Here is a 14,001-nt window from a genome sequence, read left to right as displayed (position 1 = left end):
ATGACATTAAGGATTGCTATGCAAAAGTGGGAGTATTTATTTGTGGATGCGAATATGTATCCTTTTGGAAACAAGCTGATTAGTTTATATGTAAACGGTGAAGAACAGCGAGATTGGAAACAAGGCTCGCTGCATCAATTTGTAAACCATTTGGGGGAGGAGGGATGGGAACTTGTGGCTCTGGATCACGACTCGAAGTATGACCAAAATTGTTTGATTTTTAAACGCCCTAAGCTTATTTAATAAAACTCGGATTAGAAAAACTTTTGACATCCATAAAGATGGATATTTTCCCAAATTATTAGCAACGAGCTAAAAGCCCGTTCCCCAACAAAGATATTTTATTGTGGAACAGGCATCCTGCCTATTCTTGAAAAGAGTTCAAGATTTGAGTGCAACCTAACTTAACAACAAAGAACTGTTTTTTTCATTAGTATTACAAGTTGTTCGAGCGATCGATCCGGCGCTGCCATTCGGCATCTATTTTGGCTGACTGTTCTAGTTCTTGTTGGGTTAATTCTGTTTCTGTGGTATAAGCTAAGTCTTCTCCAGTGAGAACGTTTTCTGCTGCAAATTCCTGGGCGTAGGCTAGTTTTTTGAGCAAGTTGGCATCGGGTTCGTTTAATAACATTGCTCGCTGCTGACGCTCTTGATTGCGAGCCTCTATCCGGCTATTTTTCCACTGAACCCAGAAGTAGCGAATTAAAGGAATTGCGAGAAATCCGACGCCATAAATCAGGATCATGGGATAAACAGCGCTGACAAAACCGATAAATCCACCTGCAATTAAATTATTAGTTAATAAATTCCCCAAAACTAACGCACCGACAAGATTGACTGCTCCTAACCCTGCTGCGAGCATGATTTTGCCGGAACTGGCGTTGCTGAAACGCCACAGCATTTCTCGCAAATAAGCTGCTACTGGTTCAGAATTTCTCTCGGTGGCTGTGGTTTGCAATTGCGGAAAATGGTAGACTATTTGCCCTTCGGGACTGACTTCGGGGCGGCCGTCAAAACGGGCGAGAGCCGGTAACATATATTCTTCGTATTCTCGGGCGTATCCTTGTCCGAGATTGTCTAGATATGGGGCAATTTGTTCGGCGACGACGGCGCCTCGGCTGTTGCGAATTGCAGTGGCAATATCGCTCCACTTACGCTCTTCTAGATTGTAATTGGGATTGCCGTCTCCAAATAGAAAGGAGAAAACTGCTTCTAGAAAACTCATCTGGGGTTTTTGGTCAGTTAAGCGCGATCGCTGCTGGTAGTATGGTTGGTCATGGTTCCAGTAAAATATCCATATTAAGTCGTTCCAGAAGTAGGGAAAAAAGGAAAAGCCGCCGCCTCTGCCGCCCCCGCCGCCACTATCTCCTCCTCCGCCGCCGCTGTTATTGCTATCGCCGCTGGAGAGTAAAATCGTGATAGCAACAAAAATTAAGAGGATGGAAGCTACCAGCACTATGCCGAAAGATATCCGAATCAGATAAAATAAAATGCGCCAGATTTTTTGCCACCATTCCTGCAACTGCAAGCGCAAGAATTTGTTTCGCAAAATATCTCGAAAGTTCTTGGGAAATAGGTAGGCAATGTCGCCGGATTCTGCTACTTGCAGGTTGCCGCCTGCTTCGGAGGCGAGGCTTAACAGTTCTCGCTGGGCAAAATTGACATCTAATCCAGCTTTTGCCGCCACGTCTCCAACCGTAACGCGGTAGCCAAGTTGTTCGACGGCTTGCATAATGGTGGGATTCGGAGCCATAGGTTTCTCTCTGTGAAAATTACCCGGTTATTTTTATTATATATTGCGGGAATTCGAGCGGGTTTTGCCGATCGGGTTTCTGATTTTTTTTGATGCTGCCCTTGACTTTGGGGCAAAATATTGCTAGTGTTTTGCCGAATAACTTTTAAGTATGGGCTGAAGTCGAATAGCTTAATAAAACTTTGTGATTGAATTTCTCCTCGGCATTGGCTTTTGCTTGTTTGCTCTGAGGGTCAAGGAGGGGGGATTATGGGTACAGTTAGTAGGGTACGGTGTGCGATCGCCCGTTGGCGTTAGCAAAGCAATCAGAAGGAAAGCCATCGAAGAGGAGATGATTGCCCCTGCACCCTCCTGCAGAAGTTTTCCCTTCGGCGCGGGTTTTTGTAAGTTTTGTGTAGAGTGCCAGAGATATGTTAAAGAAATCTAGTTTTTTTGCCAGTCTTGCAAGACTTATATAAAATAGATAGAGCTTGCGCGGGTGTTAAACCCAAGGGCGTGTTTTAAGGTTCGCAGGTGCGATCGACTAAACTTTTTAGCGCCCTCAACACAACGGCCCACTACAACAGTGGCGCAATTATTAATAGGAAAACTTTACAGGCTAATTTTTCTGATTAGCCACTAACCAAAGAATCGCATATGCCAAGAACTCAACGCAACGATAACTTTATTGACAAAAGTTTCACGGTAATGGCTGATATCATCCTAAAGATTATGCCAGCCAAAAAGCAGGCGAAGGAAGCTTTTGCTTATTACCGGGATGGTATGTCAGCTCAAGCAGATGGCGAATACGCTGAAGCGCTGGACAATTATCATGAAGCGCTGAAGCTGGAGGAAGATCCTTACGATCGCAGTTATGTCTTGTACAATATGGGGCTGATCCATACTAGCAACGGCGAACACGATAAAGCTTTGGAATATTACAGCGAGGCTTTGGATCTCAATCCGAGAATGCCACAAGCACTAAATAATATTGCTGTAATTTACCACTATCAAGGGGAAAAGGAAAAGGAAGCTGGCAATATTGAAGGCGCGGAAGGGCTGTTTGATAAAGCTGCGGATTATTGGAAGGAGGCTATTCGCTTGGCCCCAAACAATTACATTGAGGTACAAAATTGGCTGAAGACGACAGGCCGATCGCAAATTGATGTGTATTTTTAACTAGGATGGGCATGGGGCACGGGGCATGGGGCATAGTTAGTAGTTAATAGTTGGTAGTTAGTCGTTTCTCTAATAACAAATAACCAATTCCCTATGTCCAATGCCCAATGCCCAATGCCCAATGCCCAATTCCCCATTCCCCATTCCCCATTCCCGATTTTTATGATTGACAGAGAAGAAGTTCGGAAAGTAGCGAATTTAGCGAGATTGGAATTAACGCCGGAAGAAGAAGAGCAGTTTACTGGTCAACTTAACGGTATTTTGGATTATTTCGAGCAGTTGAGCGAACTGGATACGAGTAAGGTACAGCCGACAACGCGGGCGATCGATGTTAGTAATGTAATGCGATCGGACGATTTGCAACCTTTTGCTAAGGGAGAAAGTATTTTGGAGGGAGCTCCCGATCGCGATGGGGAGTTTTTTAAAGTTCCTAAGATTATGTAGGGTTCCCGCTACCCACCTAACTTAGCAAAATCTCTTGAAGGGCGGGCTAGCAATGCCTACCCCAAAAGCCGATTAAATTAACTGTCGAACAGGTAATAAGTAAGCCCGGTAGAAGCCACCCCACAAGCCGATTAAACTGATAGAATCCTAAAACAATCTCACTCATAGGGATAAATTTGTAAAGTTAATTCTTGGGGTGACAAATAGTCATGTACGTATTAATTGGTGGAGCAGGAATGATGGGGCTGGGTTTAGCCCAGCAGCTATTAACACTCGGTCATACGGTTGCAATCCTCGATGCCGACCCGCTTGCTTGTCGCTTTGCTCGTGAAAAAATCGGAGTGATGGCATTTGAAGGCAGTGCGGTGAGTACAACGGTTCTTCTGGAAGCAGGAATTAAACAAGCAAACGCAGTCGTTGCAGCACTCAGCGATGATGCACTGAATTTAGCGCTGATCACCCTATCTAGGAGCTATGGCATTTCCCATATTGTGGTGCGAATGCGCGATCGCGAATTCCTGGAAGCCTATCGACTTGCCGGAGCCAGTCACATCATCAGCACTATTGATTTGGCAGTTGCATCAATGGCGAATGCGATTGAATACCCCCAAATCGAGTCGATGATGCACTTTGAACACGGGCAAGTCGAGGTACTAAAGCTGCCAGTTCCAGGCGATTGCAAGGTGGCAGGTCACACCGTTGCTCAAATTGCTCAAGACCCTCGTTTTCCAAAAGGTTCGCTGATTATTGGTTATCAATGCCATGCCTGCGCCAATCTGGAGATTCCGAACGGTAATACTGTTCTTGAAGCAGGCTCTACCATCTTGGTCGTCACCCGTCCAGAGCTAGTTCACCAGATGATTGATTACCTCGGCATTCGCGCTAGTCATCGGCCAACGTTAGAAGTTTCTCATCCAAATCTTTGATGTAAGGATGAACCAGATCCTCTGGGACAATTCGCTTGCGGAGGGCATCGCTAACTGCTCCTTTTTCTGCTAGAAGCAATCGCCGTCGAATCGTATCTAGCCCGCTGCGATCGCCCTGTACTTGCCCGGCCCGATGTTTATTGTAGAGATCGCGCAGCACTCGCTCAGAGTGTGCTACTCGTGCTTGATACGATGCCCATAACTCTTCGTGAACTGCCTTCGGCAACACACCAGATTTCAGCAAACTATCTAGCTCATCTTGAGCCGCTTTGGAAGCAATCAACTGAATCTGTAACTGCCCCGCTTCCTGCATTACATCAGAAACACGGCTGATTTGTAACCGTTTTACTAGCCAGGGTAAACTTAATCCCTGTCCTACCAGGGAGAATAAAACTGCACCGAAAACCAGCGCAATGATGTTATCTCGTCCTGTCAATGCCAGAGGAATACTAAGCGCCAGTGCCATTGAGAGTGAGCCTTTGATGTTTCCCAGAAACAGAACGTGCTGCCAGCGCAGGGGAATCGGACGATCGAACCACCGCAGCGCCGCTAACAACAGATATACCGAGAGAATCCGTCCCAGTTGATACGCCAAAATAACGAACAGAATGGATGGCAAAATTCTCCACAGCGTCAGCGGGTTAATCTCAATGCCGATCAGCAGAAAAATAAATGTATTGACCCCAAAACCAGCGTACTCCCAGAAGCTGAGTAGCGTAATTCGATCCGAGGCTGACGTACTGCGAGAAAGCCCCAGATTGCCAAAAATAAGTCCGGCGATAACCACCGCCACCGCACCGGATACCCCCAAAAATTGCCCGATTTGGAATGTTCCTAACGCCAGCGCAACAGTCAGCAAGAGACTACTCAACGGGTCATTTAATCGAACAAATATTGGCAGACTCAAGTAACCTAAGATGACACCCACGAGTCCCCCACCCAAGGCAACCACGAGCAGTTCCTTAAGTCCTCCTACGAGGGTAAGAGAACCTGTAGCATAAACGACTAAAATCAAATTGAATGAAACCAGGGCAGCCGCATCATTGAACAGGGTTTCTCCTTCCACGATGGTGGATAGTCGGGAAGGCACACGGATCTCTTTAAAAACCGCAATCATCGAGACTGTATCAGTGTTTGCCAGAATGACTCCGATCAGCAACGCCGGAATCCAGTCTAGTCCTAGCCCAAATTTAACCAGAATAGCGATAATTGCTGAGGAAAAGATCGAGCCTGGGCCCGCCAGCAGGGCGATCGGCTTAAAGGTGCTGCGGAGACGGCTGATATCAGTATTGATAGCTGCTTCAAAAATCAGAATTGGTAGAAAAAGATTTAATACTAAAGAGGGGTCTAAACCAATTCGACGCGACAATACCTCCGTAATGGGCAAGCCTGCTAACACTAAGCCCGTCACATAGGGAATTCGCAACCGTTGGGTTACGAGTGCCACAACAGTTGCTATCAGCAGCAGAATGATCAAGATGATGACTAATTCAGAAATAACTCCTGCAGTTTGGCTATTTGTAGCAGGATCGCTGCCCAACGGAGGTGCTTGCGCTACAATCGACTCGATCACCGATACTCCTGTCATAAATTCGTTTTCCTCACAGAAATTGACAGATTAACTACGGTTTTAGCTGGCAGGAGACGGTTCACTTTGCAGCAGGCGGAACCGCAAGGTAATTGTCTTTCTTATATTACCTTAAATTTAGGTAGCATCACAGACACGCCAAGTCAGAATCTCCCAACGTTTAAGGACAGGTTCAGCAATCACGATCTCATTTTCTCTTGCCTCCATGACGATCAAATAATCTCCCTGGTTAAATCTGCCGTTGTAAATTCTTGCTTGTTCTTCTGGCACAAACCATCCTTGAAGTGCGCCATATAGACCGCCAGCAGTTGCAGCAATCCCACTTCCAACGAAAGTTGCTAAAAGGCTTTCCAGCGCTAATGCCTGACCAATACCGGGAATTAGCAGGCTGCTGAGTCCAACAATTAACGCTAATGAACCTAGTCCTATGCTGCCTAAGATCGCGCCTACTTGTGCGCCTGTTGCTCTTGTGATTAAAATTTGCTGCACTCCCAGAGAGTCCAAATCATCATGGTCAGAAGGTTTAGCAATCACTGAAATCTTGTGCATGGGGAAGCCCCTGCTTTTTAGCTCAACTAGCGCCTGCTCTGCGTTTCGATGATTAGTAAATAGGCCGCTAGCACGTTTTAGATTTTGGTAATTCATGAGAAATATTCAATATTAAACGCTACAAAATTGGTAAATAGTGTGTAAAGTCGCTGGCAATGGCCCCATCACAAAAACCACTTAGTTCAGAGGTGCAAAACGCTTTAGCAAAGCTGACAAAGGAATCATGGGCAGTCCGAATCCGATACAAATTAAGCCTTGGATTGGGTTCAAAGCTTCAGTGTTGAATAACTGATTCATAATGCCCAATTGGCTAAACAGGAATTGGAGAATGAAAATAGCCCCAATGCCGATCGCCACAGCATAGCCAACTGATTCATCTTTACCGCGTAGTTTGGAGACGATCGCCGGAACGAAGCGACTGATGCTTAACAGGTAAAAAGCTTCGGCCGCAACCAATGCTTGAATTGCCATCGTCCGGCCTAGAGCTTCATTGCCTGTGGTTTGGACGATCCATTCAAACATCCCAAAGATCGCAATCCAGTTAAATACCGAAACTGTCAGAATCCGAGCCGTCAGCCTGTGAGACAGCAGCGGTTCATTGGCAGGTCGAGGTGGATGTTGCATGACATCGGGAGAGGGCGGCTCAAATGCCAACGGTAAGCTCAACGCAACTGAACTGACCATATTCAGCCAGAGAATTTGTACTGGCAAAATGGGTAGTGGAGTTGCCAAAAGTACGGCAATCAAGATGGTCATGGACTCTCCACCATTCACGGGCAGGATGAAGGCGATCGCCCGCAGCAGATTCTTATAAACCGTGCGCCCTTCCTCAACTGCTTTCTCGATCGAAGCAAAGTTGTCATCCGTCAGAATCATATCTGCGGCTTCTTTTGTGACTTCAGTGCCCGTGATGCCCATCGCTACCCCAATATCAGCTTGCTTCAGGGCGGGAGCATCATTAACCCCATCTCCAGTCATCGCCACAATCTCGCCCTTAGACTGAAGTGCTTCGACAATGCGGAGCTTTTGTTCTGGTGCGACACGAGCAAATACACAGCTTTTTTCAACAGTATTGGCTAATTGCTGCTGATTCATTTGAGCGAGTTCTTGACCGGTAAAAACGGGAGCCTCTTGGGTTTGATTTAGTCCCATTTGGTGCGCGATCGCTGCTGCTGTTTTGGCATGGTCGCCGGTAATCATCTTGACCTGAATTCCCGCAGACCGACAGGCTTGAATCGCTTGAATCGCTTCGGGGCGAGGCGGGTCGATCATGCCTTGCAGACCCAGAAAAGTTAACCCTTGCTCAAGATCGGAATGATCGATTGAAGATTGAGAAGCGGGTACAACTTTCTTGGCAAGTGCCAGAACTCGCAACCCTTTTTTCGCCATTCTCTCCACGGTTTGCTTGATCGGCGCGGGGTCGAGGGATCTCGCCTCTCCCTCTTCATCGAGCATTTGGCGGCACCGCTTCAGAATTGCCTCAATTGAACCCTTGACATAAATCAACCGTTCTGGGCGATCGTCATGTAAGGTTGCCATGTATTGAAACTGAGATTCAAACGGCAGTGTATCGAGCCGGGAAAGCGATTCCTCCAGTTTCTCAGTAATTAACCCCGCTTTTTGGGCTACCGCAACCAGCGCCCCTTCCGTTGGACTACCAACTACAGTCCAGTTTCCATCTTGCACTTCTAGATGGGAATCGTTGCACAACAGTCCTGCTTGCAGGCATTCATATAAGGCAGGTGCGTTAGTTAAATCAACGGAATTTCCATTTACAGAAATTTCCCCCTCTGGTGCATATCCTCCACCGCTAACCCGATATCGCTTTCCACCGGCATCAATTTCTTGAACAGTCATTTGATTCTCTGTCAAGGTTCCGGTTTTGTCGGAACAAATCACGGTGGTGCTGCCCAGCGTCTCAATTGCTGGAAGTTTGCGAATAATGGCGTGCTGCTTTGCCATTTGGGAAACCCCGATCGCCAGTGTCACCGTTAAAATCGCGGGTAAGCCTTCCGGAATTGCGCTGACGGCAAGCGCCACAGATGCCTTGAACACCTCAACCCAAGAAAATCTCTGGGCAATGCCTGCTGCAAAGGTGAAGGCAGCCAAACCTAAAATGACATAGAGCAAGGTTTTGCTAAATTTGTCAATTTTGCGACTCAGCGGGGTTTCCAGTGTGGTACTTTGCTGCATGAGTTGGGAGATGTGTCCCGTCTCGGTCATGTCACCAATGCTGACGACGAGTCCGCGTCCCTGTCCAAACGTTACCAGGCTTCCGGTATAGGCCATGTTCGTGCGATCGGCCAGTGCAGCGTCTGCTTCTAGCGCCTGGGATTGCTTCTGAACCGGGACAGATTCTCCCGTTAACGCTGACTCATCGACTTGTAAGTCACGGACTTCGATCAGCCGCAGATCCGCAGACACTTTATCCCCAGAAGACAGCAAGACGAGATCGCCGGGAACCAGTTCGCTGGATGAAACCACTTGCTTTTGACCGTTGCGGAGAATGGTTGCCTCAGTTGCAACAGATTTTGCTAAAGCGGCGATCGCATTCTCTGCCTTTGACTCTTGAACGAAACCAATGGTGGCATTCGTCAAAGCAACCCCAAAAATTACCCCTGAATCAATCCACTCTTTCAGAAATGCTGTCACTATGCCAGAGGCTAACAAAATGTAGATTAGCGGCTGATTCAGTTGCTTAAAAAATCGCAACCAGGCACTTTGCGGCTTCTGAGGCGTTAGTTGATTGGGGCCGAGGATCTCGCGCCGTTGGGCTGACACGTCGGAAGATAGACCTATTTCCAGGTCAGTCTCTAAAATCCGAGCCACTTTCTCGACAGAAATGTGATGCCAAGAGTGTTCTACTAATTTTTCTACATTGGTTGCAGTCATAACGTTTCTTGTCAAGCCAACTGCTTCTCTGTTATTTCGTCTTGTTTCTAGCGTCATTGATGAATGTGAGGAAAAAGTGATAGACTGATTTCTGTTACTCACATTTGGATCACATTTGCTTCCTATACTTAGCAAGAGAACCGACTGAGATAGCTTATAGACTTGCAAACCTTAGTTCACTGGATTTGATTTATGGTTGACTGTTGACTGTTGACTGTTGACTGTTGACCGAAAGCATCCAGGATACAAGCCCCCGGATTCATCGGTGGAGAAATAAAAAACCTATATCCGAGAAACTTGCCCCCCGAATTTATCCGTGGGGTCAATGCTTCAATTCTTTAATCTAAAATCTAAAATCTAAAATCTAAAATCGATTGACTGTTGACTGTAGAAGGAGGGGTCAAAAAAATGAAAATTGCGCGCATTATTTGTTGGCAGCTTGATTCGACTTTCCGCCAGACTTGCGAAGCGCGGATTTTATATCATTCCGGCGCAGCCCGAATTGATATAAAAAGCATTTCTTTTGATGGATGAACTATGGTACATTTACTTGTTGAGTTCAAATGCTCAAAGACTTCATGCTGAGGTTTATCGGCAAAATGGCGTTTCCCAACAAACAAAACAAACAAAGAATATGCAATTATTAAAGCTATTTGTGCAAGGAATCTGCGTCAGCACTGTTGCAATTTTGGGTTTAGGTGCTTGCACCCCCCCTAATACTTCGCAGACAACTGTTCCATCTACTTCTGCTCCCACAACTGCCACGGGAAATACGACTGTTCCAACCACTTCAGCGCCTGCAACCACGACCGCACAGACGCCTCAGAATCAAGACATTGACGATATTGCCGATCGCGTAGAAGATGCCTTAGACTCCGATAGTACCCTCAAGTCATTCGATTTGGACGCAGACGATCGGGATAATTCGATTGTGTTAACAGGGCGCGTTCAAACGGCAGAACAAAAAGCATTGGCAGAACAAATTGCTCGGCAAACAGCAGCGAATGTTTCAATCAATAACGAAATCGTCACTCAGTAGTTATTAATCCTCAAGCGGCAAGAGTATTGGACGCTTCTTGCCGCTTGAGGAATTGCTCGATCCCAGCCAGGAAACCTATGGATTTGGCAACCTTATTTGACTGGATGCGATCGCAAAAATAAATAGGACGGGCTATCCGGCCCGTCCCACAAAAAAAAATAACTCTTGTGGGATGGGCAGGATAGCCCGTCCCATCAATTGATGAAAAGGATTTTTGCAAGAGGTCTACTGGATACGATCGCCATATTGAAACAATAAACTTATTCAACAATTTCGTAACGGACTAACTGGCGAACATTTTGACGTGATAACTGGAGTTCTTGGGCGATCGCTGCCTCTATCTGGGTTGGGTCAGTCATTAGCAATTCTAATTCCAATCGCTTCAAAATGGGTTCTGCTGTTTCTACCGCAACCTGGGTTGTTCCTTGTTTTCGGTTAATCACCGCGTTGATCAGCAATATATTGACAGACACCGTTGCTTTAAGCTGGGTATCTGCCTGAAGTTTATTATTTGCGATCAAGGGTTTTTGTAATTCTTGAGCCATTAGGAAACTCGAACCAACCCAAAACGCGATCGCCACCAACGGCAATGGCAACCAAAACTCTGCGCCTGATGCTTTTAGCCAACGTTTAGTAACTTGCCACATAAATTTTTTACCCCACCCCAACCCTCCCCTTACTAACGGGAGGGAGTAAGAAATTCACCAATGATTTAGGATTGCTATATTTGCACTTTAGTGGAGTTAGCGGTCTGCTGAAATCCTACTCAAGGACGATGCGTCAAATGTTTCAGTTCGATATGCCCAATTAAAGAAAAATATGAGAATCTTACTTGTGGAGGACGACCCAAAGCAACTGATGCCGCTTCAAACAGTGCTGTCTCAAGCAGGACATAGCGTGGATGGGGTAAAAGATGGAAAGACGGCACAGTGGCTGTTGTCAGAAAAAGAATATGATTTGTTGATTTTGGACTGGATGTTGCCACATATCAGTGGGGTAAATCTCTGTCGTCAATATCGATCGGCAGGGAAAACAGCGCCGATTTTGATGATCACGGCAAGAGACACCACGCCGGAAAAAGTGACCGGGTTAGACGCAGGTGCAGATGATTACCTGGTGAAACCGATCGACTTGGTTGAATTCATGGCACGAGTCCGGGCATTAAGACGGCGATCGCCCCTTTGGCAAGGAGATACCCTCAGCCTTGAGGATCTGCACCTCCACCTCGATACTCTGACTGTTGAGCGACAAGGTGCAACCGTTTCCCTCTCCAGTCGAGAGTTTCAGTTGTTGGAGTATTTTATGCGTCATCCTCGACAGGTTTTGACTCGGAATCAGATTGAACAAGGCGTGTGGGAATGGGGGACTGAACCAGAGAGCAATGCGATTACGGTTCTAATTCGCAAACTCCGCCAACGCTTGCAGGCTGTAGGATCTGCAGACTGGATTGAGAGCATTTACGGCATGGGTTATCGCCTCACTTCCCCCGAAAAGCCACGATCGTAAAGGCAAGCCGTGTTCAATCAAAGTCGTCGCAATCTGGCTCGTTGGTTCACCCTCTCAATGGGAAGCATTCTCGTGTTGTTTGCAGGGGTGATTTACCAGATTGAGGTAAAAGATAAATTGGAGGCACTCGATCGACTGCTGTATGACAAAACTAGAGTCATGGCTGCCAGCGTACATTATGAAGTTCGCCAAAACCAGAACCAGGTCGATCTGAGTCATGTTTCCTTGTTAGGCAGTGGTTCCCATCCCCTTGCTGAAGATCTGATTTACGTGCGCTGGTATAACGCACAAGGGCGGTTAGTTCGTTTTTTTGGGAATTCTCCTCCCCAGCAGTTAAATACGCCTTTTGGTTATCTCACAGTTCGATCGACCGATCCACTTTTGGGAAAAGGAATCTGGCTGCGTCAGGTGACATTACCCGTTGAAGGTAGAACAGGGGTACTCGGTTATCTTCAGGTTGCAACTCCCCTGACAGAAACTCAAAACAGGCTCACTGAGCTTCAGATTGTGCTAACTCTCGCTGTCCCGCTGACACTGGGCTTAATTGCCCTCACAGGTTGGTTTCTCAGTGGGCTGGCCATGCAACCGATTCGGCAAGCCTATCAGCAGCTTCAGCGCTTTACAGCCGATGCCTCTCACGAGTTGCGATCGCCCCTGTCTGCCATCCTCACTAATGCCCAGCTTGGGTTGCTGATCGCGGCTGATGATACACGTTACCATCCTCCCTTAGAAAACATTGTAGATAGCGCAAAATCAATGGGAGCGCTGGTGAATAATTTACTGCTGTTGGCTCGTCATCAAGGGCGACTTGCGCCCGAATCGCTCAAGTTAATCAATCTCAACGAGTTGCTGAGCAATTTAGCAACCCAGTTTCTCACACTTGCAGAAGCCCAAAATATCAAACTCACCTGCGAATCACCGGAACAACGGATTGAATTATTGGCTGATCCTGATTTGCTACGGCAAGTAGTCGAAAACTTGCTTTACAATGCCTGTAAATATACTCCCATTGGCGGAACTGTAAAGATACGCCTAGTTATTCATTCCAATTTGGCAGTCATTCAGATCATCGATACCGGAATCGGTATTCCAGAAGCGGACTTACCCTATATTTTCGATCGCTTCTATCGAGTAGACACCGAGCGATCGCAGGAGAGTGGAGGCTTTGGGCTGGGGTTAGCGATCGTCCAACAGATTGTCCAGGCCCATGATGGAAAAATTCATGTGACGAGTGAAGTGGGTAAAGGCTCAACGTTTCAGATTGAACTGCCGCTCAAACCTTATCACTAAGCCGCCTCAAACGAGAGAGAAGGTGCACTCTGCTTTAGACATAACTGCAATGTATGTGGTGTATTTGGATGAATGCCGATGAAGCTGAAACACTATTTCTGGGTTGGTTGGGCGCTAGGGGCGATCGTCCTGAGCTCTTGTGGGGACCAAACTACCTCACAAAGACAACAACCCGATATAAAACGTGAAATTTCACTGAGAGCAGTCTCGTTAGATAAAACAAAAGTTGTGATGGGACAAACCGTATATGTCCCTATTTACTCACATATTTATCACTACAATAGCCAGGATCATGTGATGAATTTGTCAGCCACGCTCAGTATCCGCAATACGGATCTGACAAATTCGATTATTATTACTTCGGTGCGTTACTACGATAGTGATGGGAAATTGATTAGGCAGGACATTAAGAGTCCAGTAGAACTCAAGCCGCTTGCTTCCACAGACTTTTTCATTGCAGCAGATGATACAAGTGGAGGATCAGGTGCAAACTTTATTGTGGAGTGGGTTGCAGAAAAAACGGTTTATGAGCCTGTCATTGAAGCTGTCATGATTAGTACCTCTTCTTCTCAGGGCATTTCATTTATCAGTCCCGCTAAAGTTCTCAAGCAACACAAGATGCAGAAGTGATTTTAGAGGATTAAATTATTGCTTTACAAGGTAGGTTTAGACTCTTATAATGGGAGCATCTCATATTTGTAAAAACACTTATTCTGGCTTCTTCCTTCTTGCTTCTGACTTGTTTCCTACTGGCTCCTGACTCCTAACTCCAATTTCTAGCTTAGGAATGAGAATTAAATAACTTCCACAAGTTTGTGGGATGGGCGTCCCGCCCGTCCAAAAAGGACGGGCGGGA

The 14,001-nt window shown here is 46.5% G+C and carries 15 protein-coding genes; 10 read left to right on the top strand and 5 right to left on the bottom strand.

Translation table 11 applies throughout. The features are described 5' to 3' along the window. Complete coding sequence (locus QUB24_RS17035; RefSeq protein ID WP_333154393.1) at positions 1 to 243, top strand: hypothetical protein; 243 nt, start codon at positions 1 to 3, stop codon at positions 241 to 243. A 193-nt stretch (positions 244 to 436) separates the two neighbouring features. Here QUB24_RS17035 and QUB24_RS17030 read toward each other — a convergent pair whose 3' ends face one another. Further along, positions 437 to 1,753 (bottom strand): hypothetical protein, encoded by a 1,317-nt coding sequence (locus QUB24_RS17030; RefSeq protein WP_333154391.1) that lies wholly within the window; start codon positions 1,751 to 1,753, stop codon positions 437 to 439. A gap of 184 nt (positions 1,754 to 1,937) precedes the next feature. On the opposite strand from QUB24_RS17030, the gene QUB24_RS17025 reads away from it, so the two are divergent. The 4 genes from QUB24_RS17025 to QUB24_RS17010 all read left to right on the top strand — a co-directional run bounded on the left by QUB24_RS17025 (position 1,938) and on the right by QUB24_RS17010 (position 4,281). Continuing rightward, positions 1,938 to 2,180, top strand: a complete 243-nt coding sequence (locus tag QUB24_RS17025) for a hypothetical protein (protein ID WP_333154389.1) — start codon at positions 1,938 to 1,940, stop codon at positions 2,178 to 2,180. A gap of 209 nt (positions 2,181 to 2,389) precedes the next feature. After that, entirely contained in the window at positions 2,390 to 2,911 is a 522-nt protein-coding gene (locus QUB24_RS17020) for a photosystem I assembly protein Ycf3 (protein WP_333039118.1), read from the top strand. A gap of 162 nt (positions 2,912 to 3,073) precedes the next feature. Continuing rightward, positions 3,074 to 3,355, top strand: coding sequence for an Asp-tRNA(Asn)/Glu-tRNA(Gln) amidotransferase subunit GatC (gene gatC, locus QUB24_RS17015; protein ID WP_006635952.1), 282 nt, complete (start codon positions 3,074 to 3,076; stop codon positions 3,353 to 3,355). A 209-nt stretch (positions 3,356 to 3,564) separates the two neighbouring features. Then, a complete protein-coding gene (locus QUB24_RS17010) occupies positions 3,565 to 4,281 on the top strand; it encodes a TrkA family potassium uptake protein (protein ID WP_333154387.1) in 717 nt (238 codons plus the stop codon). Here QUB24_RS17010 and QUB24_RS17005 read toward each other — a convergent pair. The 3 genes from QUB24_RS17005 to QUB24_RS16995 form a co-directional block, all read right to left on the bottom strand. Next, the gene (locus tag QUB24_RS17005; protein WP_333154385.1) at positions 4,238 to 5,869 is read right to left on the bottom strand and encodes a sodium:proton antiporter; all 1,632 of its coding nucleotides are present in this window, start codon (positions 5,867 to 5,869) and stop codon (positions 4,238 to 4,240) included. The two genes, QUB24_RS17010 and QUB24_RS17005, sit on opposite strands and share 44 nt — an antisense overlap. A 117-nt stretch (positions 5,870 to 5,986) precedes the next feature. Continuing rightward, a complete protein-coding gene (locus QUB24_RS17000) occupies positions 5,987 to 6,514 on the bottom strand; it encodes a hypothetical protein (RefSeq protein WP_333154383.1) in 528 nt (175 codons plus the stop codon). An 81-nt stretch (positions 6,515 to 6,595) separates the two neighbouring features. Next, the gene (locus QUB24_RS16995; protein ID WP_333154381.1) at positions 6,596 to 9,310 is read right to left on the bottom strand and encodes a cation-transporting P-type ATPase; all 2,715 of its coding nucleotides are present in this window, start codon (positions 9,308 to 9,310) and stop codon (positions 6,596 to 6,598) included. 408 nt (positions 9,311 to 9,718) lie between these two features. Between QUB24_RS16995 and QUB24_RS16990 the strand changes: the two genes are divergently transcribed. Together QUB24_RS16990 and QUB24_RS16985 are read left to right on the top strand one after the other, a co-directional pair. Next, positions 9,719 to 9,844: a hypothetical protein gene (locus tag QUB24_RS16990; RefSeq protein ID WP_333154379.1), complete on the top strand. Its 126-nt coding sequence runs from the start codon at positions 9,719 to 9,721 to the stop codon at positions 9,842 to 9,844. Beyond that, positions 9,837 to 10,349 (top strand): BON domain-containing protein, encoded by a 513-nt coding sequence (locus tag QUB24_RS16985; RefSeq protein ID WP_333154377.1) that lies wholly within the window; start codon positions 9,837 to 9,839, stop codon positions 10,347 to 10,349. The genes QUB24_RS16990 and QUB24_RS16985 overlap by 8 nt, the downstream gene beginning before the upstream one ends. A gap of 260 nt (positions 10,350 to 10,609) precedes the next feature. Here the strand turns inward: QUB24_RS16985 and QUB24_RS16980 are convergent, their stop codons facing one another. Beyond that, the gene (locus QUB24_RS16980; protein ID WP_333154375.1) at positions 10,610 to 10,996 is read right to left on the bottom strand and encodes a hypothetical protein; all 387 of its coding nucleotides are present in this window, start codon (positions 10,994 to 10,996) and stop codon (positions 10,610 to 10,612) included. 172 nt (positions 10,997 to 11,168) lie between these two features. Here QUB24_RS16980 and rppA point away from each other — a divergent pair, with 172 nt between their 5' ends. The 3 genes from rppA (at position 11,169) to QUB24_RS16965 (ending at position 13,775) form a co-directional block, all read left to right on the top strand. Then, positions 11,169 to 11,855: a two-component system response regulator RppA gene (gene rppA, locus QUB24_RS16975; protein WP_333154374.1), complete on the top strand. Its 687-nt coding sequence runs from the start codon at positions 11,169 to 11,171 to the stop codon at positions 11,853 to 11,855. Positions 11,856 to 11,864: 9 nt separating this feature from the next. Next, complete coding sequence (locus QUB24_RS16970) at positions 11,865 to 13,145, top strand: HAMP domain-containing sensor histidine kinase (RefSeq protein ID WP_333154372.1); 1,281 nt, start codon at positions 11,865 to 11,867, stop codon at positions 13,143 to 13,145. Positions 13,146 to 13,223: 78 nt separating this feature from the next. Further along, positions 13,224 to 13,775 (top strand): DUF3124 domain-containing protein, encoded by a 552-nt coding sequence (locus QUB24_RS16965; RefSeq protein ID WP_333154371.1) that lies wholly within the window; start codon positions 13,224 to 13,226, stop codon positions 13,773 to 13,775. Positions 13,776 to 14,001 lie beyond the last annotated feature (226 nt).

Source organism: Microcoleus sp. B9-D4 (assembly GCF_036705105.1).
Classification (GTDB): domain Bacteria; phylum Cyanobacteriota; class Cyanobacteriia; order Cyanobacteriales; family Microcoleaceae; genus Microcoleus.
This window is presented reverse-complemented; position numbering and strand designations above follow the sequence as displayed.

Bases quoted from the DNA above. Each gene is read 5' to 3' on its own strand.
- QUB24_RS17035 (WP_333154393.1), top strand. From the start codon at position 1: ATGACATTAAGGATTGCTATGCAAAAGTGGGAGTATTTATTTGTGGAT.
- QUB24_RS17030 (WP_333154391.1), bottom strand. From the start codon at position 1,753: ATGGCTCCGAATCCCACCATTATGCAAGCCGTCGAACAACTTGGCTAC.
- QUB24_RS17020 (WP_333039118.1), top strand. From the start codon at position 2,390: ATGCCAAGAACTCAACGCAACGATAACTTTATTGACAAAAGTTTCACG.
- gatC (WP_006635952.1), top strand. From the start codon at position 3,074: ATGATTGACAGAGAAGAAGTTCGGAAAGTAGCGAATTTAGCGAGATTG.
- QUB24_RS17010 (WP_333154387.1), top strand. From the start codon at position 3,565: ATGTACGTATTAATTGGTGGAGCAGGAATGATGGGGCTGGGTTTAGCC.
- QUB24_RS17005 (WP_333154385.1), bottom strand. From the start codon at position 5,869: ATGACAGGAGTATCGGTGATCGAGTCGATTGTAGCGCAAGCACCTCCG.
- QUB24_RS17000 (WP_333154383.1), bottom strand. From the start codon at position 6,514: ATGAATTACCAAAATCTAAAACGTGCTAGCGGCCTATTTACTAATCAT.
- QUB24_RS16995 (WP_333154381.1), bottom strand. From the start codon at position 9,310: ATGACTGCAACCAATGTAGAAAAATTAGTAGAACACTCTTGGCATCAC.
- QUB24_RS16990 (WP_333154379.1), top strand. From the start codon at position 9,719: ATGAAAATTGCGCGCATTATTTGTTGGCAGCTTGATTCGACTTTCCGC.
- QUB24_RS16985 (WP_333154377.1), top strand. From the start codon at position 9,837: ATGGATGAACTATGGTACATTTACTTGTTGAGTTCAAATGCTCAAAGA.
- QUB24_RS16980 (WP_333154375.1), bottom strand. From the start codon at position 10,996: ATGTGGCAAGTTACTAAACGTTGGCTAAAAGCATCAGGCGCAGAGTTT.
- rppA (WP_333154374.1), top strand. From the start codon at position 11,169: ATGAGAATCTTACTTGTGGAGGACGACCCAAAGCAACTGATGCCGCTT.
- QUB24_RS16965 (WP_333154371.1), top strand. From the start codon at position 13,224: ATGAAGCTGAAACACTATTTCTGGGTTGGTTGGGCGCTAGGGGCGATC.